Here is a 25,664-nt window from a genome sequence, read left to right on the forward strand (position 1 = left end):
ACGTCTCTTGCAAATCACGGCTCCACCTTGTCCAGAATGTCCGGCCTGCGCTTGCAGGGCGGTGACAGCAAGCGTAAAGGAGCGCACTCATGTTCAAACCCGCGCGCCGCGAAGTGCTTCGCAGGATGGCACTCGTTGGCTCCACGACGATCCTGTCTTCGTGGTTCGCTGGAACAAAGGCATTTGCGCAAACGAATCCGCTGTTGCCGGATACGGATGATCCGCAAAGATATTCCTTCTTCACTGCAGACGAGCTTGCATTCATCAATGCAGCGCTCGACCGGCTGATACCTTCCGACGATCTGGGGCCAGGCGCACGTGCCGCCGGCGTTGCCTGGTTCATCGACCAGCAGATGGCCGGACCGTTCGGCCGCGCCGAGCACTGGTACATGCAAGGTCCGTGGCGCCAGGGCAGCGAGCAGCAAGGCTACCAGCTCAAGCTCACGCCGGCGCAGTTGTACCGGCAAGGGATACAGGCGGTCGACGCCTACTGCAAGGCGCATTACGGCAACAAGACGTTCGCCCAGCTCAACGCGAATCAGCAGGAGGATCTTTTGCATGCAATTGACGACGGCAAGATCCAGGCGCAGGAAGCTCCGCTCAAGGACTTCTTCGAGATGCTGCTGCAAAACACGCACGAGGGCTACCTCGCTGACCCGATATACGGCGGAAACCGTCAATTCGCTGGCTGGAAACTGATCGGCTTTCCGGGACCGCGCTACAACTACGTGCAGGAAATCACCCGGTACGGTAAGCGTTACGACCGACCGTACATCGGCCTGGGCGGCTACGATGGGCTGCCGGCGCTGAAGAAGAACAGAAAATAAGAAATGAGGAAAGTATGGCAACAAGACTTGATTCAGTCGATGTGGTGCTGGTCGGTTTCGGCTGGACAGCATCGATTCTCGCGCAGGAACTGACCGATGCGGGACTGCAGGTGCTGGCGCTGGAGCGCGGCGGCTTTCGCGACACGATTCCCGATTTTGCGCCTACCTATATCCAGGACGAATTGCGTTATGCGGTGCGCCACGAGATCTTCGAAGAACCGGCGCGCGAGACACTCACCTTCCGGAATTCCACCAATGAAGTGGCGCTTCCGATGCGTCACCTCGGGTCCTTCCTGCCCGGTACTGGGGTCGGCGGTGCAGGCGTGCACTGGAACGGACAGACATGGCGCTTCCTGCCGACCGATTTCAAGATCCGAAGCCATACGGAGCAGCGCTATGGCAAGAAATTCATCCCGGATGACATGACGATCCAGGACTGGGGCGTGACCTATGAGGAACTCGAGCCCTACTACGACAAGTTCGAGTACCTCTGTGGCATCTCCGGGCAGGCGGGCAATATCCAGGGGAAGATCCAGGCAGGCGGCAATCCTTTCGAAGGTGCGCGCAAGCGCGGCTATCCGAATCCGCCGCTCAAGCGCAGCTTCGCCACGGTGAAGTTCGACAAGGCAGCCCAGGAAGCCGGCTTCCATTCATTCCCCGCGCCGGCCGCCAACACCTCGCAGCCATACAAGAACCCGCTTGGCGTGCAGATGGGGCAGTGCACCTACTGCGGCTATTGCGAATGGTTCGGCTGCGGCAATTACTCGAAGGCGTCGCCGCAAACGACCATCCTGCCGGTGCTGCTGAAGAAGACGGGCTTCTCCTATCGCACCGGTTGCGAAGTGACACGGGTCAATCTCGATTCCTCGGGCAAGCAGGCCAGGAGCGTGACTTACGTCGATCGCCAGGGCAGGGAATTCGAGCAACCGGCCGAACTTGTCGTGCTCTGCGCCTACACGACGCACAACGTGCACCTGTTGCTGCTCTCCGTTATCGGCAAGCCCTACAACCCGATGACGAACGAAGGCGTGGTCGGCCGCAACTATGCGTATCAGATCACGTCCTCGGTCGATGTCTTCCTCAACGACATCGTCAATCCATTCATGGGTGCCGGTTCGCTCGGGCAGGCAGTGGATGATTTCAACGGCGACAATTTCGACCATGGCCCGCACGGCTTCATCGGCGGCGGATACATTGCATTGTGGACGACAGGCGGACGACCCATCCTGCAGCATCAGGTGCCGAAGGATACGCCCAAGTGGGGCTCGGCCTGGAAGAAGGCCATGTCGGAAAATTATCTGCGCAGCGCTTCCATTGCCACGCATGGCAGCGTCATGAGCTATCGCGGCAGCTACCTCGATCTTGACCCGACCTATCGCGATGCGTACGGCAACCCGCTGTTACGGCTGACATTCGATTTCCACGACAATGAACACAAGATGTCGGACTTCGTCACCGACAAGGCGGCCATGATCGCCAAGGCCATGAACCCGCGTTCCATCCACGTCAAGCAACGAAACGGCCATTACTCGATCGTGCCTTACCAGACCACGCACAACACGGGCGGCGCAATCATGGGCGACGATCCGAAAACCAGCGTGGTCAATCGCTACCTGCAATGCTGGGATGTGCCCAACCTGTTCGTGATGGGCGCCTGCGTCTTTCCGCAAAACGCCGGATACAACCCGACAGGCACCGTCGGCGCGCTCACCTATTGGGCGGCCGATGCCATCAGGAACAAGTACCTCAAGCAGCGCGGGCCATTGGTCCAGGTCTGACGGGAGCTGAAAATGCGTTCGACTATTTCCGCGCTTGCCATGGCAACCGGACTCATTCTGATCCCCATCGCTGCCCACGCCATGGTCGGCGATGCGTCATACACGCGTATCCAGCGCGGCCAGTACCTGGTGCGCGCCGCTGACTGCGCCGCATGCCACACCGACGCCGGCGGCAAGCCCTTCGCGGGAGGAAAGGCAATACCGACGCCCTTCGGCAAGATCTTTGCAACCAACATCACACCTGACAAGGAGACAGGCATTGGCAACTGGTCAGCAGACAACTTTTACCGTGCCATGCATGACGGCATCACGCGCGAGGGCGAACACCTGTACCCGGCGATGCCCTATCCCTGGTACACCAGGCTGACGCGAGATGATGTCGATGCGATCAAGGCCTATCTCGACACGCAGGAGCCGGTGCACAACGAGGTCAGGCGGCCCGAACTTCCCTGGCCGCTCAGCTGGCGCGGTGGAATGACGGTATGGAACGACATGTTCTTCAAGCCGGGTGAATACAAGGCAAACCCGAACAAATCCGCCCAATGGAATCGCGGCGCCTACCTGGTCGAGGGCGCCGGACATTGCGGCGCCTGCCATACTCCCAAGAACCGGCTCGGCGCAGTGAAGACCGGCGACAGGCTGGCGGGCGGCGATGCCGGCGAGCATTGGTACGCGTCGGATCTCACCAAAGATCTGCGTGATGGCCTCGGCAACTGGTCGGTCAACGATATCGCGGAATACCTGAAAACCGGCGCGACGAAAACCATTGCGGCGGCGGGGCCGATGGCGGAGGTCATCAAGGACTCCACGCAATACCTCAGTGATGGCGACTTGCACGCGATTGCCGTTTACCTGAAGGACGCGCCGCCGCCGAAGCATGAAGACAAGGAAGATCGCCGTGCCGGGAATGTCGACAGCCGACGCATGATGACCGGCGCCGCTCTCTACCAGGATCATTGCGCGGCATGCCACATGGAGAACGGCGAGGGCCAGGCGAATGTGTTTCCATCCCTGAAGAGCAACGCCTCCGTGCAATCCGCGAAACCGGATACGCTCGTGCATCTCGTCCTGCAGGGAGGCAGGAAGGCCGGCACGCCGGCTCGTCCAGTTGAATTCGGCATGCCTGCGTTCGAAAGCAAGCTGGATGACAAGCAGGTGGCGGATCTTGTCACCTATGTGCGTAATGCCTGGGGAAACCGGGCGGCGGCGGTGGGTGCGGATGCAGTGAAGAAGATGCGGAAGGACCTGGGGCGGTGAAAGGGCAGGCCCGCAAAAGAGAAAAGGGTTACAGACCGAAGTCTGTAACCCTTTGATTTCATTGGTCGGGGCGGCGGGATTCGAACTCGCGACCCCTTGCACCCCATGCAAGTGCGCTACCAGGCTGCGCTACGCCCCGACGAAGCTTCGCATTATAGCAGACTCGCGGGGCTTTTCACCATTGCAAGCCTGAACATGCACTTCCGGCTTTCGGGAAGCGTTCAAAAGCCGCAGAATAGCAGCCAGTAGCCATCACAAGCTTGCCACCGTTGCTGGTGCAAGACATGAACGAGACCGAGAGCATGACAATCAAGATCAGCGATCAATTCGATGCCGGCGCCATTGAAGTCGTCGACGCGAGCAATCCGGAGGCCATTACGCTGAACATCCGCAAGGATTCGCAGGCGAACTTCCTTCAGTGGTTCCATTTCAGACTGCAGGGCGCGCGCGACCAGCCATGCACGATGCGCTTCCTGAACGCGGGGAATGCGGCTTTCCCACAAGGCTGGAGCGATTATCGTGCCGTGGCCAGCTATGACAGGAAACACTGGTTCCGCGTGCCGACCAGTTACGACGGCAATGTGCTGACGGTGACGCACACACCGAAGCGCGACAGCGTCTACTACGCCTACTTCGAACCCTATTCGTGGGAACGTCACCTGGATCTGCTGGGCAGGGTGGAGAGTGCGCCGCACGGCCGTGTGCTGGACCTCGGCAGCACGATCGACGGACGCGACATGAACCTGGCCGTCATCGGCGATCCCGCCGCAGCGAAAAAGATCTGGGTGATTGCTCGCCAGCATCCGGGCGAATCCATGGCGGAGTGGTTCATTGAAGGGATGGTCGACGCCTTGCTCGACCGCAGCAACTCCATTGCGACGAAATTGCTTGCGCACGCAGTGTTTTATATCGTTCCGAACATGAATCCGGACGGCTCGGTGCGCGGTAACCTGCGCACCAATGCCGCCGGCGCGAACCTGAACCGCGAGTGGATGTCGCCATCGATGGAACGCAGCCCGGAAGTGTTTGTCGTCAGGAACAAGCTGCACGAGGTCGGCTGCGACCTGTTCCTGGACATCCACGGCGATGAAAGCCTGCCGTATGTATTTGTGGCAGGTTGCGAGATGCTGGAAGGATTCACCGCCGAACAGCAGGCGGAACAGCAGGCATTCATCGAGAGCTTCGCGCAGGCCAGCCCCGATTTTCAGACGAAGCGCGGTTATGAGGCTGGCAAGTACAAGGAAGAATTGCTGCAACTCGCCTCGAAGTATGTCGGACATACCTTCAAGTGCGTTTCGCTGACGCTGGAGATGCCGTTCAAGGACAATGCGAACCTGCCCGACGACCAAACGGGATGGAACGGCGCGCGCAGTGCACGACTCGGGCAGGCGATCCTGCAGCCGATCCTGCATAGCCTGCAGAAGGGGAAAGCGTGGGACTAGAAATCGAAAGGAAGTTCCTGGTTCGTAACGACGACTGGAAGTCGATGGGCAAGGGCGTCCTGCTGCGCCAGGGCTATTTGTCGTCGGCGCCGGATCGCACCGTACGTGTGCGCATCGAGGATGACAAGGCGATGCTGACCATCAAGGGCCGCAACCGCGGCGCCACGCGCACGGAATGGGAGTACCCGGTTCCCGTGGTCGATGCACAAGCCATGCTCGACACGCTGTGCGAACGGCCGGTGATCGAGAAATACCGTTATCGTATTTCCTGGCAAGGCATGATGTGGGAAGTCGATGAATTCCTGGGCGAGAATGCCGGGCTGGTGGTGGCAGAGATCGAGCTGGAATCGGAACAGCAGGAATTCGCAAGGCCGGAGTGGGTCGGCGAGGAGGTGACGCACGATCCGCGCTATTTCAACGCGAACCTGCTGCGTCATCCCTATTCACGCTGGTAGCGCCGCGGCTCGGGCGCGACTGCGTGCTCGCCTCAGTGGAAATGTCCAGTGCCGGTCGGTACATCTTCCGGCATTTCCGCATGCACCAGCTCAGCCTCGGCATCCGGATACAGGGGTGCGCCGCAATCGTCGCAGAATTCGAGCGGAAAGTGTTCGTTGTGACGCTTGATGTGCGTAATGCCGCAGGCGCGCAGCAGTGCGATGATTTCTTCCAACGGCGTACGCAGTTCGGTTTCGAGCACTTCCGGCGTCGTGAGTGATTCGAAGCTGGTGACAGCGGACTGGTCCGCGTCTTCCTGCCCGTACAGCGGCCACACCACACCGTAGATGACTTCAGGGTTCTGTCGGAGCGTGAAACTGATGCGGTATTCATCGACCCTCCCTGCCACCGGATCTTCGCTGAAGCTGCCGATGATTGCACGCAATCCATTCGGTTCGACGCTGAGCGTATTGGTCAGGAAATGCACCGCTGCGCGAATCGATGCGGGGCGGATCTGCTTGTCGGCTTCGCGGCAGGCGACGAAATAGGCTTCCGGCAGCAGCAGTTCGACACCGCATCCCGGCAACAGCGAGGTGATGTTCGGTGTTGCCTGCGTCCGCCACGCTTCAAGCGCCTGTGCACGATCGCCGGGATGCTGGGTCGCCTGCCAGCGGAACAGTGGAGCACCGACGGGTGCGGCGATTGCGGCAAGCAGGTAGCGCGTATCGGCAAGGAAGGGCGCCGTCTCCGGTGCATTGGATAACGGTCGAGCCTGGGTGCCGGCAATCGCCGACTTGGCGAGGCGTTGGGTCAGCGTGGATGTTTCGACGTGGTTGCGCGGCAACTGGTCGATGGAGTACAGGGTCGGAACCATGGCCAGCCGGACATCATCTGCCAGGAGATGCCCGTGCAGGTGCGCGCACAAGGTGTTGCGCATCTCCTCGTTGATCGTGCCCGATGAAATGGAATAACGCGTCCATGCGAGAATCGGCGCGGCAATCAGAAGCGCCTGATACTGGACGCCTTCATGCTCCACGATGCAGGATTCGCCACCGGCCTCGACGGCTTCCATCAGCACGTCATAAGCGTCGAGATCGTTCTTGAACAGATGCTCGAGCGCGGCATCGATGGTCGCCTGGTGTGCGCCTTTCAGTACCTTGTGGATTTGCGCATCCAGCGAGTGCTCCCACACGCGTTCTTCCACGCGGCTGGCAGCTTGCGCCATGCCTTGTGCAAGGGAAATCAGGCGTTGGCTGTCGGCGGACAGCTTGTTGGGAGAGCTTTTGGAGGGACGGCGCATGAGGGATCAAGAGTGGAGCCAGGGAATCCTGTATTGTAGTGGATTCGACAAGTACCTACCAAAGCACGTGCCAGGGGATCGCTGACCGGTATCGCCACTGCTTTGGGATCCTGCAGGAACCGGCATGCCGGTTCCGAAATCACGCAATAAGCTCAGTATATCCGCAAAAAACGAAAAAGCCGCATGGAAGTCCATGCGGCTCTATACGGCATGTCAAATTACTTGGCGGCCGGTGCAGATGCTTCCGACGTGGTCTGCGTGCCATGGCCAGCTTCGCCTTGCATGTCGACCTTGTCTCCGCCTTTCATGATGAACAACAGCGCGACGAGCGCAAAGGCAAAAAAGCCGACGAGAATCTTCCACATGTTAGGTCTCCAGGATGAAATTGGACAAAGAAAACGCCGGTCGAAACCGGCGTTTCTCATGTGGAAAGCATACCTGCGCATGCTTACGCCTTGCTTTCACAGACCGACTCTTCATCTATTGCCATGAAGGCGTGGCCTGCGTGCAACCCACGCGGCAGTCTGCTCAGGCAGCCAGCAATTGCCTGAGCACGAAGGGCAGGATACCGCCGTGCTTGTAGTAGTCAACCTCGATCGGTGTGTCGATGCGCAGCAGGACGTCCACTTCCTTCGTCTCGCCGTTGCCGCGATGAATCATCAGCTTCAGTTCCTGTTGCGGCTTGATGTCGCCCTCCAGGCCCGTCAGATCGAATGTTTCATTCCCGGTGATGCCCAGTGACTGTACGCTGTCGTCATTCAGGAACTGCAGCGGCAGGACGCCCATGCCGACCAGGTTGGAACGATGGATGCGCTCGAAGGAGCGTGCCACCACCGCTTTCACGCCGAGCAGTTGAGTTCCTTTCGCAGCCCAGTCGCGCGAGGATCCGGTGCCGTACTCTTCACCGGCGAAGATCATGGTCGGTACGCCATCGCTGATGTACTTCATGGCAGCATCATAGATCGACGTCTGCTCGCCACTCGGCTGATGAATGGTCAGGCCACCTTCGACGCGCGAACCGTCTTCCTTCGGCGGGATCATGAGGTTCTTGATACGCACATTGGCGAAGGTGCCACGCATCATGACTTCATGGTTGCCGCGGCGCGATCCGTATGAGTTGAAGTCCGCCTTCGTGACGCCATTTTCGATCAGCCACTTGCCGGCCGGACTGGTTTCCTTGATGGAACCGGCCGGCGAGATATGGTCAGTGGTGATCGAATCACCGAACACGCCAAGCGCCCGCGCACCAGTGATGCCGCTGGCGGCAGCCTTCGGTTGCATGGCGAAATCCTCGAAGAACGGCGGCTCCGCGATATAGGTCGATGTCGGCCAGTTGTAGACCTCGCCCGTGGCGACGCCCTTGATCTGTTCCCACAACTGCCCGGGTTGGTCCTTCACTTCGGCGTAGTTTTCCTTGAAGGTCTGCGCATTCATCGCAAACCGCATCAGCTTGCCGATTTCCGCCGACGTTGGCCAGATGTCGCCGAGGAAGATGTCTCGGCCGTTCTTGCCCTTGCCGACCGGTTCGGTCATCAGATCTTTCGTCATGGTGCCGGCAATCGCATAGGCGACCACCAGCGGCGGGGAGGCGAGGAAGTTGGCGCGGATGTTCGGATGGATGCGCGCCTCGAAATTGCGATTGCCCGACAGCACTGCAGCGGCAACGATATCGTTCTTCACGATCGCTTCGTTGATTTCCGGCGTCAGGTCGCCGGCATTGCCGATGCAGGTGGTGCATCCATAGGCAGCCACGCCAAAACCCAACTGCTCCAGGTAGGGCAGCAGGCCGGCGGCTTCCAGGTACTTGGTCACGACGCGCGATCCCGGCGCGAGCGAAGTCTTGATGTGCGGATCAACCGTAAGTCCGGCTTCCACCGCTTTCTTCGCCAGCAGGCCGGCGGCGAGCAACACGCTCGGATTGGAGGTATTGGTGCAGGAGGTAATCGCTGCAATCAGGACATCGCCGTTGCTGATCTTGATCCCGTTGGACGTTTCATACACCGCGCCAAGGTCTGCAGCCTTCTTGTTGAAGCCGTTTTCGGAAACCGGCTTCGAGAACAGTTCGGTGAAGGTGTTCTTGACGTGGCCGATCTCGATACGGTCCTGCGGACGCTTCGGGCCTGCGAGCGAAGGCGCCACGGTGCCGAGATCAAGCGTCACGACACTGCTGTAGTCGATCTCGCCGGCCTTCGGAATGCCGAACAGGTTCTGCGCCTTGAAATAGGCCTCGAACGCGTCGATTTCCTGTGTGCTGCGGCCAGTGCCGCGGAAGTATTCGATGGTGGCGTCGTCAACCGGGAAGAAACCCATGGTGGCGCCGTATTCCGGCGCCATGTTGCCGATGGTGGCGCGGTCGGTGGTCGACAGGGATTGTGTGCCTTTGCCGAAAAATTCGACAAACTTGCCCACAACCTTGTGCTTGCGTAGCAGTTCGGTGATGGTCAGGACGAGATCCGTTGCAGTCACGCCTTCGCGCAGCTTGCCGGTCAGGTTCACGCCGACCACGTCCGGTGTCAGGAAATACACCGGCTGGCCGAGCATGCCGGCTTCCGCTTCGATGCCGCCCACGCCCCAGCCGACCACGCCGATGCCGTTGATCATGGTCGTGTGGGAGTCAGTGCCGACCAGTGTGTCGGGATAGTACACGCCGTCCCTGCAATGCACACCACGCGCCAGGTATTCGAGATTAACCTGGTGCACGATGCCGAAGCCCGGGGGCACGACGCCGAAGGTATCGAACGCTTGCATGCCCCACTTCATGAACTGGTAACGTTCGTTGTTGCGCTGGAATTCCATCTTCATGTTCAGGGCGAGCGCGTTCTTGTCGCGGTAGTAATCGACCTGTACCGAATGGTCGACCACGAGGTCGACCGGAACCAGCGGTTCGATGTTCTTTGGTTTCTTGCCCATTTTCGCTGCCACGCCGCGCATGGCGGCGAGGTCGGCGAGGAGAGGAACGCCAGTGAAGTCCTGCAACACTACACGCGCCACGACAAAAGGAATCTCATCGACGCGCGCCGCGCTCGGGCCCCAGTTTGCAAGCTGCCTGACATGCTCTTCCGTCACTTTCTTGCCGTCGCAGTTGCGCAGCACCGACTCCAGCACGATGCGGATCGAAACCGGGAGGCGGGAGATGTTGACGCCGAGCGCCTTTTCGAGCGCCGGGAGCGAATGAAACTTGCCTTTCCTGGAGCCTGAAATGGTGAATTCCTTGAGCGTGTTCAGAGTGTTGCGGGACATGGCCTCTCCTTGATTATTCGGACTGAACTGATAACGAAAGAATCTCAAGCCGTGCATTCAGGATGTATGGGCGGCATCCTGAATGAAAAATGATCTCGTGCTCCCTTGTTGTGTTCCCTTTCAGCTTTTCTCTGCGACGTGCTGCGCTTCCTGCTCCGCGTTCTTGCATTCATTCGCAAGCTGGTGGCCATGCTTGGAATCGAGCAGCATGCCCTTGGCGGGAATGCCGATCCAGACCAGGCCACTTTGTGCGTTTTCAAAACGCTGCGCGCCGGTTGTCGTGGACACGCGCGTCATGAGATGCGTGTGCTTGTTCCAGTGCAGGGCGATCTGCTGGTCGTCGCTCGCCTTGCTGTAGATCGTGATCTTGTTGCCAAGTTCGCAATTGAACGCAGTCGGACGCAGGCCGGAGACGTCGGGCTCCTTTTCGTCCGTCGCCTGTGCCTCATGCTTGTGCGCCGCCTTCTTGGCGGTCGCTTTCTTGCCTGCGTGCCCGGCGGCGCTTTCCGCCATGACCGGCGACGCTCCGCAGGCAATGCCGGCGATCAAAAGAATAAATGCTGACAGTTTTTTCATGATGATGTTTCCTCTAATGTGCGCCGTTTTAATTCACTTCATGTTGCGCCGCAGTGTTTACAACAAACTCCCTGATGATTCTGGCAATGGCATACCGCTCGCTTTTGCTCGCTGCAGTATCGCCCAATAGTAACGGTAACTGGCGCGGTCGTGCAGCTTTCCGTGATGTTGTATCGGCCCCCATTGCGCGGCCTGCGCTTCAGCCAGGATCGCCACCGCTTCGCTCACTTCCGAGCTGCGCGGGGAGAGGGCCTTGAGTATCGGCTTGATCTGGTCGGGATGGATGCTCCACATCCGCGTATAGCCGAATTCCGCGCTCGCGCGATGCGCGTCGCTGGCGACGACCGATGTGTCCTTGATCTCTGTGGTGACGTTATGCGACGGCACCTTGCCATGCGCATGACAGGCGGCTGCGATGTCGAGTTTCGCGCGGGTGACCAGCGGATGGGTGAACTGGGCCGGCGAGCGCATCGCGTTGCCCGGAATGGCGCCGTAATGCGCAGAGACGAAATCCATGATGCCGAACGAAAGACATTCGACCTGCGGAATTGCCGCAATGGCATTGGCGTCGGCCAGCGCCCCGTGCGTTTCGATCAGGATATGGATCGACAGGGACTCGCGGCCATTTTTGCCGGCGTACGCGTTGATGATGCCAATGGCACGCGTCACTTCGTCCAGATTCTCGGGCTTCGGAACGACCAGGTAGGCGAGGCGTTCTGCAGCGCCACAGATAATGGCGACGTCTTGCTCGAAGCTGGGGTGGTTCAGGTCGTGGACACGGGCGCCGATGCGGCCGAACCTGTTGTCATCACTGGCGATGAGCGAGGCAACCAGGTTGGCGTGGGCTTCTTCGTTACCGGCGCTTGCGCCGTCTTCGCAGTCGAGGGTGATATCGAACAGGGGGCCGAGTTCTTGTTGCAAGGCAATCGACTTGCGCATCAGCTTTTCAGCGCCGGCATAGTGATCGCAGACCGGAATCGACACCGGTTTGTGCTTGCCCTGGAATAAGACCTCGGAAGGGTGCATGTTCAGTGCAATTGGAAAGGGCGTCGGCTGGAACGGCAGCCTGGTGCTGCCGTTCCTGTCCTTTCGGAGACTTGGGAGGTTTAGCCTACCAGGTGTTTCACGCCATCACGCTCGTCCATCAGTTCCTTCAGCGTGAGGTTGATGCGCTCTTGCGAGAATGCGTCAATTGCCAGGCCTTGCACGATCTTGTACTCGCCATTCTCGGTCGTGACTGGGAAACCGAACACGGTGCCTTCCGGAATGCCGTAGGAGCCGTCGGACGGAATGCCCATGGTGGTCCACTTGCCGTTCGTGCCGAGCACCCAGTCACGTACATGGTCGATGGCCGCATTCGCCGCGGAGGCAGCGGAGGACAGGCCGCGCGCTTCGATGATCGCTGCGCCGCGCTTGCCGACGGTCGGCAGGAACACGTTCTTGTTCCATTCTTCGTCGTTGATCATTTCCTTGACCGACTTGCCGTCGACGTTGGCAAAGCGATAGTCCGCGTACATGGTCGGGGAGTGGTTGCCCCACACGCACAGCTTTTCGATCGCGGAAACCGGCTTGCCGATCTTCTGGGCGACTTGCGTCAGGGCGCGGTTGTGGTCCAGGCGCAGCATCGCGGTGAAGTTCTTGGCCGGCAGATCCGGTGCCGACTTCATGGCGATGTAGGCGTTGGTATTGGCCGGATTGCCGACGACCAGTACCTTGACGTTACGGGAAGCGACGGCGTTCAGTGCCTTGCCTTGCACCGTGAAGATCTGAGCGTTGGCTTCGAGCAGGTCCTTGCGCTCCATGCCCGGGCCGCGCGGACGTGCGCCAACCAGCAGGGCAACGTCAGCATCCTTGAATGCGGTCATCGGGTCGCTGTGGGCGGTCATGCCGGCCAGCAGCGGGAACGCGCAGTCGTCGATTTCCATCATTACGCCCTTGAGTGCCTTCTGGGCCTTCTCGTCGGGGATTTCGAGCAGTTGCAGGATGACAGGCTGATCTTTGCCCAGCATATCGCCGTTGGCGATGCGGAACAGCAGGGAGTAGCCGATTTGACCGGCGGCGCCGGTAACGGCAACGCGCATAGGGGCTTTAGCCATGATGAATCTCCAAAGTGGAATGAAAGGGCGAAACTTTACGAATTCTTATGTAAGCCTGTAATCATACCGTCGAAAGCCTCCTCGGTCATGGCCGGAAGGGCATCTCATCAGGCATTTCATGCATGGCATTACCAGAACCTGTGAAAGGGCTTGCATCCTGCAAATGTTGCACGCGAGTGTAGGCTCACATGGGTAAGCTGTCAACGCCTATCTTATATCTTATATAAGACATATCACCTCATACTTTTTGCTGGACGGAAAAGGTCATTTTGTGGTGAAATCTCAGGTTATGAGTTCCGCTCCGGCCAATTTGACAACTATCGGCACCCTTGGTGCAGGGGGCGGAGTTTCCGCTCCGGGGAGCTCTCCTACCTTCAGTCCGCTATATCAGCAAATCAAGGCGCTCATCACGCAGAGCCTGCAGTCCGGCGAATGGAAGCCGGGCGAGCTGATTCCGAGCGAGGTCGAACTCGCCAACCGATTCAAAGTCAGTCAGGGTACGGTTCGCAAGGCGATCGACGAACTTGCGGCAGAAAACCTGGTGGTTCGCCGCCAAGGCAAGGGCACGTTTGTTGCGACACATCACGAGGCCCGCGCGCAATACCGTTTTCTGCGCCTGATGCCGGATTCCGGCGAGCCGCACAACCCCGACAACAAGATTCTGGAAGTCAAGCGCCTGCGGGCACCCGCTGAGGTTGCGCGCCTGCTCGATATCAAGTCCGGCGATTCGGTCATCTTCATCAGGCGCGTGCAGTCGTTCGACGGCGCACCAACGATCGTCGAAGAGCTCTGGTTGCCGGGTCTGATATTCAAGGGACTGACTGCGGAGCGCCTCGTAGAGTACAAGGGGCCGATGTACGGATTGTTCGAGACAGAGTTCGGAACGCGCATGATTCGTGCCACCGAACGGATCCGCGCAGTTACGGCGGATGAAGAGACGGCCGAATTGCTGAAGGTGGCGAAACAAACGCCGCTGCTCAGCGTGGAGCGGGTTTCCTTTACCTATGGTGACAAGCCAGTGGAAGTGCGGCGAGGCTTGTATCTGACGGATCGCCACCACTACCAGAATGAGTTGAGCTGAAGGCGCGGGCGCAAAGTACTGGCAATACGGGATAGCCCTCGCTTGACAAACAATGATTTCGGCAACGGTGAAGATTACTATTGGTGTGCTGCACAAAAATCGGCGAAAATTACGGGATTATCAAGTCTGGGAGGTGTTGTTATGTCGGAAGCCGTGAAAAAGGATCGGCGTCAGTTTGGTGTCATGACCTTTGCGCAAACCGTGCATTACCGGTTGCCGCTGGCAGGTATCGTATCGATTCTGCATCGCATCAGCGGCCTGCTGATGTTCGTTCTGTTACCCTTCGTGCTCTATCTGCTCGATCAGAGCCTGACATCCGAAATTTCCTTTGAACACTTCAGAGGATACACCTCTCATTTCCTGGTCAAGCTCGCGATCCTCGCACTGTGCTGGGCCTATCTCCATCACATCTGCGCAGGCGTCCGCCATCTCCTGATGGACCTGCACTGGGGCCTCGACAAGCTCAGCGCACGCAAATCGTCTGTTGCCGTTTTCTCTGTCAGCCTTCCGCTGACGGCACTGGTTGCATTGAAACTGTTCGGAGCTTTTTAAGATGGCAAACAACAATATCGGACCGAAGCGCCTGGTGGTCGGCGCACACTACGGCCTCCGCGACTGGCTTGCGCAACGCATGACAGCCGTCGTGATGGTCCTGTACACGATCATTCTCCTGATCGCGTTCTTGAGTGGAAAGAATTTCAGCTACGAAGGTTGGGCTGGCCTGTTCGCGCAGCAATGGTTCAAGATTGCGACCTTTGTCGCATTCCTGGCGCTGTTCTACCACGCCTGGGTCGGTGTGCGTGACATCCTGATGGATTACTGCACCAAGTCGGTCGGCCTTCGACTCGCATTGCAAATGGCCACAATCCTGTGGCTGGTCGGTTGTGCCGGTTGGGCGGCGCAGATTATCTGGAGAGCGTAATCGTGGTGGCAGTCAAACAATCCATTCCTACACGCCGCTTTGATGCGGTTATCGTCGGCGCCGGCGGTTCCGGCATGCGCGCATCGCTGCAGCTGGCCGAAGCCGGCCTGAACGTCGCTGTTCTGTCCAAGGTTTTCCCGACCCGTTCGCATACCGTTGCCGCGCAGGGTGGCATTGGCGCATCGCTCGGCAATATGTCCGAGGACAACTGGTACTGGCACATGTTCGACACCGTCAAGGGTGGCGACTATCTGGGCGACCAGGATGCCATCGAGTTCATGTGCCGCGAAGCACCGAAGGTCGTGTACGAACTCGAACACTTCGGCATGCCGTTCGACCGCAACCCCGACGGCACGATCTACCAGCGTCCGTTCGGTGGCCACACCGCCAATTTCGGCGAGAAGCCGGTGCAACGCGCCTGTGCCGCCGCTGACCGCACCGGCCATGCGCTGCTGCACACGCTGTACCAGCGCAACGTGCGTGCCCGGACCCACTTCTTCGTCGAGTGGATGGCGATTGACCTGATCCGCGACCAGGATGGCGACGTGCTCGGTGTCGTCGCGCTGGAAATGGAAACCGGCGACGTCATGATTCTCGAAGCGAAAACGACGATGTTCGCCACTGGCGGTGCCGGCCGGATCTTCGCTGCGTCGACCAACGCCTTCATCAACACCGGTGACGGCGCAGGTATGGCTGCGCGCGCAGGCCTGCCGCTGCAGGATATGGAGTTCTGGCAGTTCCACCCGACCGGCGTTTCCGGTGCGGGCGTGCTGATCACTGAAGGCGTGCGCGGCGAGGGCGGCATTCTGATCAACTCCAACGGCGAGCGTTTCATGGAGCGCTACGCGCCGACCCTGAAGGACCTGGCGCCGCGTGACTTCGTGTCGCGTTCCATGGACCAGGAAATCAAGGAAGGCCGTGGCTGCGGTCCGAACAAGGATCACGTGCTGCTGGATCTGCGTCACATCGGTGCCGACACCATCCGCAAGCGCCTGCCGTCGATTCTCGAAATCGGCCACAAGTTCGCCAACGTCGATGCCACCAAGGAGCCGATCCCGGTCGTTCCGACGATTCACTACCAGATGGGCGGCATCCCGACCAACATCCATGGCCAGGTCGTTGCACCGAAGAACGGCAATCCGGCTGAAGTCGTCAACGGCATGTACGCCATCGGCGAATGTGCCTGCGTTTCCGTTCACGGTGCGAACCGTCTCGGTACCAACTCGCTGCTCGATCTCGTCGTGTTCGGTCGTGCTGCAGGCAACCATATCGTTGCATCCAACCTGCAACAGAAGAGCCACAAGCCGCTCCCTGCCGATGCCGCTGACTTCGCGCTGTCGCGCATGGCTCAGCTGGAAAAGAGCAACGGTTCCGAGCGCGTGCAGGATGTGGCAAATGCAATCCGTACCACCATGCAGCAGTATTGCGGCGTGTTCCGCACCGACGAATTGCTGCAAACTGGCATGAAGAAAATCCTGGAACTCAATGAGCGTCGCAAGCACGTCTCGTTCAAGGACAAGTCGAAGGTGTTCAACACCGCGCGCGTCGAAGCGCTCGAACTGGACAACCTGATTGAAGTTGCAAAGGCGACCATCGTCTCGGCTGCGGCACGCAAGGAATCGCGCGGCGCGCACGCACATCGCGACTACGAGAAGCGTGACGACGAAAACTGGATGAAGCACACGCTGTGGTTCTCCGAAGGCAATCGCCTCGACTACAAACCGGTCACCACTAAACCACTGACCGTTGAAACCTTCAAGCCTAAGGCACGTACTTTCTAAGGTAGGAACATGGCACGTACTCTCAAATTTCAGATTTACCGTTACGACCCGGACAAGGATGAGAAGCCGTATATGCAGGATCTGACGGTGACCTTGCAGGACACCGACAAGATGCTGCTGGACGCGCTGCAACGCATCAAGGCCGACGTGGACGACTCGCTCGCATTGCGCCGTTCCTGCCGTGAAGGCGTGTGCGGTTCCGATGCAATGAACATCAACGGCAAGAACGGCCTGGCCTGCACGACCAACCTGAACGAACTGAGCGAGCCGATCGTGCTGCGCCCGCTGCCCGGTCTTCCGGTCATCCGCGACCTGATCGTGGACATGACCCAGTTCTTCAAGCAGTACCACTCGATCAAGCCGTACCTGATCAACGATACCCCGCCGCCGGAAAAGGAGCGTCTGCAATCGCCGGCTGAACGCGAAGAGCTCGATGGCCTGTACGAGTGCATCCTGTGCGCCTGCTGCTCGACATCCTGTCCGTCGTTCTGGTGGAATCCGGACAAGTTCGTCGGCCCGGCAGGCCTCTTGCAGGCTTATCGCTTCATCGCGGACAGCCGCGACCAGGCAACCAGCGAGCGTCTCGATAACCTCGAGGACCCGTATCGCCTGTTCCGCTGCCACTCGATCATGAACTGCGTCGACGTGTGTCCGAAGGGTCTGAACCCGAACAAGGCAATCGGCAAGATCAAGGAACTGCTGGTTCGCCGCGCAGTGTAAGTATCCAAGGGGCGGGAGCAAGCTTCCGCCTTATTTCACGAGCCTTCCGGATGGTTTCCGGAGGGTTCATGAAATAAACCGAATGAGGAATTATGTCTGCACCCCATCAAGCCGATCCGGTAAAGCGTGCGCGTTTGCGCTGGAGGGCGCGCCGTGGCTTGTTAGAGAACGATCTCCTGGTGACGCGTTTTCTCGACGCGAACGAGGAAACGCTGACGGATGAAGAGGTCGATGCATTTTCGCGCCTGATGGAGCTGGCTGACAACGAATTGATGGACCTGCTTCTGGGACGCAGGGAACCGTCAGGTGACGTAGACCTGCCGCACGTCCATGCGTTGCTGACTCGGATGCGCGCGGCCTGAGGCACCTCCATCAGCTTTTTGTTTTTCGCTTTTTTTTACCTCGACTCACCCGTCCTCATTTGAAGGAAGAGCCATGAACAACTCTGAGACCAAAGCAACGCTATCGTTCTCCGACGGTTCCCCGTCGCTGGAACTTCCCATCTACAAAGGCACGATTGGCCCGGATGTCATCGACATCCGCAAGTTGTACGGTGCGACAGGCAAGTTCACCTACGACCCGGGATTCATGTCCACCGCATCCTGCAATTCGTCGATCACGTATATCGACGGCGACAAGGGTGAGTTGCTGTATCGCGGCTATCCGATCGAGCAGCTTGCGGTCAACTGCGACTTCCTCGAAACCTGCTACCTGCTGCTCAACGGCGAGCTGCCGAACGCAGGACAGAAGCAGAAGTTCGTGGACACCGTGACCAACCACACCATGGTGCACGAGCAGATGCAGTTCTTCTTCCGCGGTTTCCGTCGCGATGCGCATCCGATGTCGGTCCTGGTTGGCACGGTCGGCGCACTGGCTTCCTTCTACCACGACTCGCTCGACATCAATTCGCCGACGCACCGTGAAGTATCGGCAATCCGCCTGATCGCGAAGATGCCGACGCTGGTTGCCATGGCATACAAGTACTCCATCGGCCAGCCGTTCGTGTATCCGCGCAACGACCTGTCTTACAGCGCGAACTTCATGCGCATGATGTTCGCAACGCCGTGCGCAGAATACAAGGTCAATGACGTGCTGGTGCGTGCGCTCGACCGCATCCTGATCCTGCATGCAGATCACGAGCAGAACGCTTCGACCTCGACCGTGCGTCTGGCTGGTTCGTCCGGTGCCAACCCGTTCGCCTGTATCGCTGCAGGTATCGCCTGCCTGTGGGGCCCGGCTCATGGCGGCGCGAACGAAGCAGCACTCAATATGCTGGAAGAAATCCAGCGCGACGGCGGCGTTGAACGCATCGGCGAATTCATTGCCAAGGTCAAGGACAAGAATTCGAACGTCAAGCTGATGGGCTTCGGCCACCGTGTCTACAAGAACTACGATCCGCGTGCGAAGCTGATGCGCGAAACCTGCTACGAAGTGCTGAACGAACTCGGCTTGCATGACGACCCGCTGTTCAAGCTGGCCATGGCCCTGGAAAAGATCGCTCTCGAAGACGATTACTTCGTGCAGCGCAAGCTCTATCCGAACGTCGACTTCTACTCGGGCATCGTGCAGCGCGCCCTCGGCATCCCGGTTTCGCTGTTTACCGGTATCTTCGCGATGGCTCGCACCGTCGGCTGGATCGCCCAGTGGAACGAGATGATCTCCGATCCGGAGCAGAAGATCGGTCGCCCTCGCCAGCTGTTCGTTGGCTCCGCCAAGCGCGACGTGGTTCCCTTGGCAAAGCGCGGTTGATACAACGCCAAAAAGAAAAGCGAGCCCCAGCGGCTCGCTTTTTTATTGGTCAAAATAAATATGCTATTCTATCGGTTCCAAAAATCTGGAACCCCACTTCAGGTCGTCACGTAGCCCTTCCCCACAACTTGATGTGCGATCCGCTAACCGGTCAGGCCGTGTCGCGGAAGGTTAACTAAACCCGCTAATCTCGCGAAACGCGAAGAAAGGTGAGCAAAATGATGCAGCAGTATTTCTCCAACTCATATTTGTTTGGAGGCAACGCTCCGTACGTTGAGGAATTGTACGAAGCGTATCTCAACAATCCCGGTTCAGTCCCTGATAACTGGCGCGCCTATTTCGATGCCATGCAGCACGTTCCCGCTGTTGACGGCACAAGCAGGCCCGACGTCGCCCATGCGCCCGTGATCGCGTCCTTCGCCGAGCGCGCCAAGCAGGGCCCGATCCGTACCGTGAGCGCGACTGCTGATGCAGAGATGGGTCGCAAGCGCGTCGCCGCAACACAACTGATCGCTGCACATCGCTTCCTTGGCAATCGCTGGGCCAATCTCGACCCGCTGCAACGTCAGGAACGCCCGAACATCCCCGAGCTGGAGCCCAGCTTTTACGGTTTCACCGATGCCGACATGGACATCGTGTTCAATATCAGCAACACGTACTTCGGCCCGGAAACCGCTTCGCTGCGCGATTTGCTCCAGTCATTGCGCGACACCTACTGCCGCTCGATCGGCGCTGAATTCATGTACATGAGCGATCCGGCACAGAAGCGCTGGATGCAGGAGCGCCTCGAATCCGTACGCTCCACGCCGAATTTCTCCACAGAGAAAAAGAAACATATCCTTGAGCGCCTGACAGCTGCCGAAGGTCTTGAGCGTTACCTGCACACTCGTTATGTCGGTCAGAAGCGCTTCTCACTCGAAGGCGGCGAAAGCTTCATCGCTTCGCTGGATGAGGCCATCCAGCGCGCTGGTGACAAAGGTATCCAGGAAATCGTGATCGGCATGGCGCATCGCGGCCGCCTGAATGTGCTGGTCAATACGCTAGGCAAGATGCCGCAGGATCTGTTTGCCGAGTTCGAAGGTCGCCATGCAGACGATCTTCCGGCCGGTGACGTAAAGTATCACCAAGGCTTTTCTTCCGATATATCTACCTCTGCCGGTCCGATCCATCTCTCGCTGGCCTTCAATCCGTCGCACCTCGAGATCGTCAATCCAGTCGTCGAAGGCTCGGTCAAGGCGCGCATGGAGCGCCGTGGCGACAAGGACGGCTCGCAAGTGATGCCGATCCTCGTGCACGGCGACGCTGCATTCGCCGGCCAGGGCGTCGTCATGGAAACTCTGAACCTCGCGCAGACCCGTGGCTACGGCACCGGCGGTACGCTGCACATCGTCATCAACAACCAAATCGGTTTCACCACCTCCGATCCGCGCGACACCCGTTCCACGCTGTACTGCTCCGACGTCGTCAAGATGATCGAGGCACCCGTACTGCACGTGAATGGCGATGATCCTGAAGCAGTCGTGCTGGCGACCCAGATCGCACTTGATTTCCGCCTCGAATTCAAGAAGGACGTTGTCGTCGACATCGTCTGCTTCCGCAAGCTCGGCCACAATGAGCAGGACACGCCTGCGCTGACACAGCCGCTGATGTACAAGAAGATCGGCCAGCATCCGGGCACACGGAAACTGTATGCGGACAAGCTCGTCACCCAGGGTGCGGTCACACCGGATACCGGCGACACCTTGGTGAAGGCCTTCCGTGATGCGATGGACGCCGGCAAGCATACCGTTGACCCGGTGATCTCGAACTTTAAGAGCAAGTACGCCGTCGACTGGATGCCGTTCCTGAATCGCAAATGGACCGATGCCGCCGACACCGCCGTTCCGATCGCGGAACTGAAGCGTCTGGCCGAGCGCATCACGACGGTTCCGGAAGGTTTCAAGGTGCACCCGCTGGTCGAAAAGGTCCTGGCTGACCGTGCGGCAATGGGCCGCGGTGAAGCCAACCTCGACTGGGGCATGGGCGAGCATCTCGCCTATGCGTCGCTCGTATCGTCGGGCTACGCTATTCGCCTGACCGGGCAGGACGCCGGCCGCGGCACTTTTACGCATCGCCATGCCGTGCTGCATGACCAGAAGCGTGAGCGCTGGGATGCGGGCAGCTTTATCCCGCTGCAGAACGTTTCCGAGAGCCAGGCTCCGTTCACGGTGATCGACTCCGTGCTGTCCGAAGAAGCCGTGCTCGGATTCGAATACGGCTACTCCACCGCCGAACCCAACACGCTGACCATCTGGGAAGCCCAGTTCGGTGACTTCGCCAACGGCGCGCAGGTCGTGATCGACCAGTTCATCAGCTCCGGCGAGGTCAAGTGGGGCCGTGCATCAGGCCTCGTGATGATGCTGCCGCACGGCTATGAGGGACAGGGTCCGGAACACTCATCCGCACGCATCGAGCGTTATCTGCAACTGTGCGCAGAAAACAATATGCAGGTAGTTCAGCCGACGACCGCCGCGCAGATCTTCCACCTGCTGCGTCGCCAGGTCATCCGCCTGTTCCGCAAGCCACTCGTTATCGCAACGCCGAAGTCCCTGCTGCGCAACAAGGACGCAGGCTCGCCGTTGTCCGAACTGGCGAAAGGTTCGTTCCAGACCGTCATCGGAGAGGTCGACGAGAAGATCGATCCGAAGAAGGTCAAGCGTGTCGTCGCATGCTCCGGCAAGGTGTATTACGACCTTGTTAACGCACGCAAGGAACGCGGCGCATCCGATGTCGCAATCATTCGCGTTGAGCAGCTGTATCCGTTCCCGCACAAGACGTTTGCAGCAGAACTGAAGAAGTTCCCGAACTTCACGGAGCTGGTGTGGGCGCAGGATGAGCCGCAGAACCAGGGCCCATGGTTCCAGATCCAGCACAACATTTTCGAGAATCTGGAAGAGGGGCAGAAACTGGCATACGCGGGCCGTCCGGCCAGCGCATCGCCTGCTGTCGGTTACTACGACAAGCACTATGCGCAGCAGAAGGCATTGATCGACACCGCATTCTCGAAGCTCAAGGGCTTCATCCTGACCAAATAAAGACCCGACGGCACGCTAGAAGCTGGCGTGCCGTCCGAACAAACCGAAACGGAGAGTTACATGGCTATTATCGAAGTGAAAGTTCCGCAACTGTCGGAATCCGTTGCAGAAGCAACGCTGCTGCAATGGCACAAGAAAGTGGGCGAAGCCGTCGCCCGTGACGAAAACCTGATTGATATCGAAACCGACAAGGTCGTGCTCGAACTGCCTGCACCCGACGCCGGCGTGCTGATCGAAGTGCTCAAGGGTGACGGCAGCACCGTCGTCGCCGGCGAAGTGATCGCCAAGCTCGATACCGAAGCCAAGGCCGGCGCGGTTGCGGCTCCTGCCGCAGCTGCTGCACCGGCACAAGCTGCCGCGCCGGTTGCCGCCGCAGCTGCTCCTGCCGCCGCTGCCGCAGGCAGTATCGCAATGCCGGCTGCTGCGAAGATGCTCGCTGACAACAACATGTCTGCCGCGCAAGTTGCCGGTACCGGCAAGGACGGCCGTGTCACCAAGGGCGATGTCATCAATGCCCTGCAGAACAAGCCTGCAGCACCCGCTCCTGCCGCCGCTGCTGCACCGAAACCCGCACTCCAGCAGGTGGCCGCGCCGGTAAAACTGGACCTGGCGAACCGCCCGGAAGAGCGCGTGCCGATGAGCCGCCTACGTGCACGTATCGCCGAGCGTCTGCTGCAATCGCAGGCCACCAACGCGATCCTGACCACGTTCAACGAAGTCAACATGCAGCCGGTCATGGACCTGCGCAATAAGTACAAGGACAAGTTCGAGAAGGAACACGGCGTCAAGCTGGGCTTCATGTCCTTCTTCGTGAAGGCAGCGGTCGCTGCACTCAAGAAGTACCCGATCATCAACGCTTCGGTGGACGGCAACGACATCGTCTACCATGGCTATTTTGACATTGGTATCGCTGTGGGTTCGCCGCGCGGCTTGGTGGTCCCGATCCTGCGTGATGTGGATCAGATGACCATCGCCGAAATAGAGAAGAAGATTGCCGAATTCGGCGTCAAGGCCAAGGACGGCAAGCTGACGCTGGAAGAGCTGACCGGTGGTACGTTCTCCATCTCGAATGGCGGCGTGTTCGGTTCCATGCTGTCGACGCCGATCATCAACCCGCCGCAATCCGCCATCCTCGGCGTGCACGCGACCAAGGATCGTGCCGTCGTCGAAAATGGCCAGATCGTGATCCGCCCGATGAACTACCTGGCCATGTCTTACGACCACCGCATCATTGACGGCCGCGAAGCAGTGCTCGGTCTCGTTGCAATGAAGGACGCGCTCGAAGATCCGGCGCGCCTGTTGCTCGACCTGTAAAAGCATCTCGCGTGACCCGCACGGAGCCGGATTGATCCCGCTCCGTGCGGGTTATCCATCCTGCGGCGAAACAGATTACGAAAAAGGTTAAGAAAATGTCGAAGAATTTTGATGTGGTTGTCATCGGCGGCGGACCCGGCGGATATGTCGCTGCGATCCGTGCTGCGCAGTTGGGCTTCAATACTGCGTGTATCGACGACTGGAAGAACGCCAAGGGCGGCGCGGCTCCGGGCGGTACCTGCACCAACGTCGGTTGCATTCCCTCCAAGGCATTGCTGCAATCCTCTGAACACTACGAGCATGCCGGCCATGCGTTTGCCGAGCACGGCATCGAGGTCAAGGGCTTGTCGATGAATGTGGGTCAGATGATCGCGCGCAAGGAAACGATCGTCAAACAGAACAACGATGGCATCCTGTACCTGTTCAAAAAGAACAAGGTTACGTTCTTCCATGGACATGGTTCGTTCGTGAAGGGTGATGCGTCCGGTTACGAAATCAAGGTGAGTGGCGCAGCAGAGGAAACCATCACCGGCAAGCACATCATCGTCGCCACCGGTTCCAACCCGCGCGCGCTCCCGAATGTCGCGTTCGACGAGAAGCTGATCCTGTCGAATACCGGCGCATTGGCCATCGATGCCGTGCCGGCAAAGCTCGGTGTGATCGGCGCTGGCGTCATCGGTCTGGAAATGGGCAGCGTCTGGCGCCGCGTCGGCGCAGAGGTCACGGTGCTGGAAGCGTTGCCGACCTTCCTTGGCGCTGTCGACGAGCAGATTGCGAAGGAAGCACAGAAGCTGTTCGCCAAGCAGGGACTGGCCGTCAGCCTGGGCGTCAAGATTGGCGCAATCACCGCTGGCAAGAAGGACGTGACGGTGGAGTACACCGACGACAAGGGCAATGCACAGAAGGCCGTGTTCGACAAGCTGATCGTATCGATCGGCCGCGTGCCGAATACGAACGGACTGAATGCCGAAGGCATCGGCCTGAAACTGGACGAGCGTGGTTTCGTCGTGGTCGACGGTGACTGCAAGACCAGCCTGCCCAACGTCTGGGCAGTCGGTGACGTGGTGCGCGGCCCCATGCTGGCGCACAAGGCGGAAGAAGAGGGCGTTGCGGTTGCTGAGCGCATTGCCGGTCAGCATGGTCATGTGAACTTCAACACAATTCCCTGGGTCATATATACGTCACCGGAAATCGCCTGGGTCGGCAAGACGGAGCAGCAGCTGAAGGCGGAAGGCGTAGCGTACAAGGCTGGCACGTTCCCGTTCATGGCCAACGGCCGCGCCCGCGCCCTCGGTGATACGTCGGGCATGGTGAAGTTCCTCGCTGATGCGAAGACCGACGAGATCCTTGGCGTGCACATCATCGGTCCTATGGCGTCCGAACTGATTTCCGAGGCAGTTGTTGCGATGGAATTCCGCGCTTCGTCGGAAGACATTGCCCGTATCTGCCACGCACATCCGTCCTTGTCGGAAGCTACCAAGGAAGCGGCGCTGGCAGTCGATAAGCGTTCGCTCAACTTCTAGGAGACTTCATGCGCCACTTGATCCTGTTGCTGTCTCTTGCACTTGCGGCGTGCGCCACGACAGGATCGAGCGGCGGCAGCATCTCTATTGACACGACTTCTGGCGGCAAGACCTTGCCGGGCGCCCGTTGCGCTGTCACTACCGGTGCCGGCAACTGGAATGTGACTACGCCGGCAACCGTCATGGTCGGAAACCCCAGCGGTGACCTGCGCATTGTCTGCAACAAGGAGGGTTACCGAACCTCGGAAGTCCTCTACAGGCCATCGAGCCCGGTCGGATCGAGCGTCGGCGTGGGTGCAGGCGGCGGTAGCGGACACGTCGGTATGGGCGTTGGACTGAGTTTCCCAATCAACCTCGGCGGCGGCACCTACCCATCGCGGGTGACAGTTGATATGAATCCCCAGTGATGTACTCTCGGGGCCTTGCACCGCTGAAAGCGCCCGGAATAGGCATAATCACTGGTGGTTGCATCCTTGTATCCGTTTTTCGTTTGATGGGCGAGCACGTCTCGCCCATTTTCATGCGAGCGAGGGCGGGTCGACTGGAATG

At 59.2% G+C, this 25,664-nt stretch carries 22 protein-coding genes and 1 tRNA gene; 16 read left to right on the forward strand and 7 right to left on the reverse strand.

Annotated elements, in window-relative coordinates; genetic code table 11:
* The first annotated feature begins 89 nt into the window (after nucleotides 1-89).
* The 3 genes from VJ698_RS09695 to VJ698_RS09705 are packed head-to-tail and all read left to right on the forward strand — an operon-like array spanning nucleotide 90 to nucleotide 3,862.
* On the forward strand, nucleotides 90-827 hold the full coding sequence (locus VJ698_RS09695; protein WP_324102536.1) for a gluconate 2-dehydrogenase subunit 3 family protein: 738 nt from the start codon (nucleotides 90-92) through the stop codon (nucleotides 825-827).
* Nucleotides 828-841: 14 nt separating this feature from the next.
* On the forward strand, nucleotides 842-2,605 hold the full coding sequence (locus VJ698_RS09700) for a GMC family oxidoreductase (protein WP_324102537.1): 1,764 nt from the start codon (nucleotides 842-844) through the stop codon (nucleotides 2,603-2,605).
* A 12-nt stretch (nucleotides 2,606-2,617) separates the two neighbouring features.
* On the forward strand, nucleotides 2,618-3,862 hold the full coding sequence (locus tag VJ698_RS09705; RefSeq protein ID WP_324102538.1) for a cytochrome c: 1,245 nt from the start codon (nucleotides 2,618-2,620) through the stop codon (nucleotides 3,860-3,862).
* Nucleotides 3,863-3,924: 62 nt separating this feature from the next.
* Here the strand turns inward: VJ698_RS09705 and VJ698_RS09710 are convergent.
* Nucleotides 3,925-4,001, reverse strand: a tRNA-Pro gene (locus VJ698_RS09710).
* A 163-nt stretch (nucleotides 4,002-4,164) separates the two neighbouring features.
* Here VJ698_RS09710 and VJ698_RS09715 point away from each other — a divergent pair.
* A complete protein-coding gene (locus VJ698_RS09715) occupies nucleotides 4,165-5,304 on the forward strand; it encodes a M14 family metallopeptidase (protein ID WP_324102614.1) in 1,140 nt (379 codons plus the stop codon).
* Entirely contained in the window at nucleotides 5,295-5,759 is a 465-nt protein-coding gene (locus VJ698_RS09720) for a CYTH domain-containing protein (protein WP_324102539.1), read from the forward strand. Before VJ698_RS09715 ends, VJ698_RS09720 begins: the two co-directional genes overlap by 10 nt.
* 32 nt (nucleotides 5,760-5,791) lie before the next feature.
* On the opposite strand, the gene VJ698_RS09725 is transcribed toward VJ698_RS09720, so the two are convergent.
* From VJ698_RS09725 to VJ698_RS09750, 6 genes are all read right to left on the reverse strand, one after another.
* A complete protein-coding gene (locus VJ698_RS09725) occupies nucleotides 5,792-7,039 on the reverse strand; it encodes a DUF2863 family protein (RefSeq protein WP_324102540.1) in 1,248 nt (415 codons plus the stop codon).
* Nucleotides 7,040-7,257: 218 nt separating this feature from the next.
* The gene (locus VJ698_RS09730) at nucleotides 7,258-7,404 is read right to left on the reverse strand and encodes a hypothetical protein (protein ID WP_324102541.1); all 147 of its coding nucleotides are present in this window, start codon (nucleotides 7,402-7,404) and stop codon (nucleotides 7,258-7,260) included.
* Nucleotides 7,405-7,567: 163 nt separating this feature from the next.
* Nucleotides 7,568-10,279 (reverse strand): aconitate hydratase AcnA, encoded by a 2,712-nt coding sequence (gene acnA, locus VJ698_RS09735; RefSeq protein ID WP_324102542.1) that lies wholly within the window; start codon nucleotides 10,277-10,279, stop codon nucleotides 7,568-7,570.
* Nucleotides 10,280-10,399: 120 nt separating this feature from the next.
* The gene (locus VJ698_RS09740; RefSeq protein WP_324102543.1) at nucleotides 10,400-10,855 is read right to left on the reverse strand and encodes a hypothetical protein; all 456 of its coding nucleotides are present in this window, start codon (nucleotides 10,853-10,855) and stop codon (nucleotides 10,400-10,402) included.
* A 57-nt stretch (nucleotides 10,856-10,912) separates the two neighbouring features.
* On the reverse strand, nucleotides 10,913-11,881 hold the full coding sequence (locus VJ698_RS09745; protein ID WP_324102544.1) for an HpcH/HpaI aldolase/citrate lyase family protein: 969 nt from the start codon (nucleotides 11,879-11,881) through the stop codon (nucleotides 10,913-10,915).
* A gap of 80 nt (nucleotides 11,882-11,961) precedes the next feature.
* Nucleotides 11,962-12,951 carry a malate dehydrogenase gene (locus VJ698_RS09750; RefSeq protein ID WP_324102545.1) on the reverse strand — a complete coding sequence of 330 codons (990 nt, stop codon included), beginning with the start codon at nucleotides 12,949-12,951 and terminating at the stop codon, nucleotides 11,962-11,964.
* A 289-nt stretch (nucleotides 12,952-13,240) separates the two neighbouring features.
* On the opposite strand from VJ698_RS09750, the gene VJ698_RS09755 reads away from it, so the two are divergent.
* From VJ698_RS09755 to VJ698_RS09805, 11 genes are all read left to right on the forward strand, one after another.
* Nucleotides 13,241-14,032, forward strand: coding sequence for a GntR family transcriptional regulator (locus tag VJ698_RS09755; protein ID WP_324102615.1), 792 nt, complete (start codon nucleotides 13,241-13,243; stop codon nucleotides 14,030-14,032).
* A 141-nt stretch (nucleotides 14,033-14,173) separates the two neighbouring features.
* Complete coding sequence (sdhC, locus tag VJ698_RS09760; protein WP_324102616.1) at nucleotides 14,174-14,584, forward strand: succinate dehydrogenase, cytochrome b556 subunit; 411 nt, start codon at nucleotides 14,174-14,176, stop codon at nucleotides 14,582-14,584.
* 1 nt (nucleotide 14,585) lies between these two features.
* Nucleotides 14,586-14,954 carry a succinate dehydrogenase, hydrophobic membrane anchor protein gene (gene sdhD / locus VJ698_RS09765; RefSeq protein ID WP_324102546.1) on the forward strand — a complete coding sequence of 123 codons (369 nt, stop codon included), beginning with the start codon at nucleotides 14,586-14,588 and terminating at the stop codon, nucleotides 14,952-14,954.
* Nucleotides 14,955-14,956: 2 nt separating this feature from the next.
* Nucleotides 14,957-16,735 carry a succinate dehydrogenase flavoprotein subunit gene (gene sdhA, locus VJ698_RS09770; protein ID WP_324102547.1) on the forward strand — a complete coding sequence of 593 codons (1,779 nt, stop codon included), beginning with the start codon at nucleotides 14,957-14,959 and terminating at the stop codon, nucleotides 16,733-16,735.
* Nucleotides 16,736-16,744: 9 nt separating this feature from the next.
* Nucleotides 16,745-17,455: a succinate dehydrogenase iron-sulfur subunit gene (locus VJ698_RS09775; RefSeq protein WP_324102548.1), complete on the forward strand. Its 711-nt coding sequence runs from the start codon at nucleotides 16,745-16,747 to the stop codon at nucleotides 17,453-17,455.
* 92 nt (nucleotides 17,456-17,547) lie between these two features.
* Nucleotides 17,548-17,817 carry a succinate dehydrogenase assembly factor 2 gene (locus VJ698_RS09780; RefSeq protein WP_324102549.1) on the forward strand — a complete coding sequence of 90 codons (270 nt, stop codon included), beginning with the start codon at nucleotides 17,548-17,550 and terminating at the stop codon, nucleotides 17,815-17,817.
* A gap of 73 nt (nucleotides 17,818-17,890) precedes the next feature.
* Nucleotides 17,891-19,204 (forward strand): citrate synthase, encoded by a 1,314-nt coding sequence (gene gltA, locus VJ698_RS09785; protein WP_324102550.1) that lies wholly within the window; start codon nucleotides 17,891-17,893, stop codon nucleotides 19,202-19,204.
* Nucleotides 19,205-19,422: 218 nt separating this feature from the next.
* Nucleotides 19,423-22,278 (forward strand): 2-oxoglutarate dehydrogenase E1 component, encoded by a 2,856-nt coding sequence (locus tag VJ698_RS09790; RefSeq protein WP_324102551.1) that lies wholly within the window; start codon nucleotides 19,423-19,425, stop codon nucleotides 22,276-22,278.
* Between the two features lie 60 nt (nucleotides 22,279-22,338).
* The gene (odhB, locus tag VJ698_RS09795; protein ID WP_324102552.1) at nucleotides 22,339-23,592 is read left to right on the forward strand and encodes a 2-oxoglutarate dehydrogenase complex dihydrolipoyllysine-residue succinyltransferase; all 1,254 of its coding nucleotides are present in this window, start codon (nucleotides 22,339-22,341) and stop codon (nucleotides 23,590-23,592) included.
* A gap of 95 nt (nucleotides 23,593-23,687) precedes the next feature.
* Complete coding sequence (lpdA, locus tag VJ698_RS09800) at nucleotides 23,688-25,115, forward strand: dihydrolipoyl dehydrogenase (protein WP_324102553.1); 1,428 nt, start codon at nucleotides 23,688-23,690, stop codon at nucleotides 25,113-25,115.
* Nucleotides 25,116-25,123: 8 nt separating this feature from the next.
* Nucleotides 25,124-25,522, forward strand: coding sequence for a hypothetical protein (locus VJ698_RS09805; protein WP_324102554.1), 399 nt, complete (start codon nucleotides 25,124-25,126; stop codon nucleotides 25,520-25,522).
* Nucleotides 25,523-25,664 lie beyond the last annotated feature (142 nt).

It is taken from the genome of Noviherbaspirillum sp., from assembly GCF_035254685.1.
Lineage (GTDB): Bacteria > Pseudomonadota > Gammaproteobacteria > Burkholderiales > Burkholderiaceae_D > Noviherbaspirillum.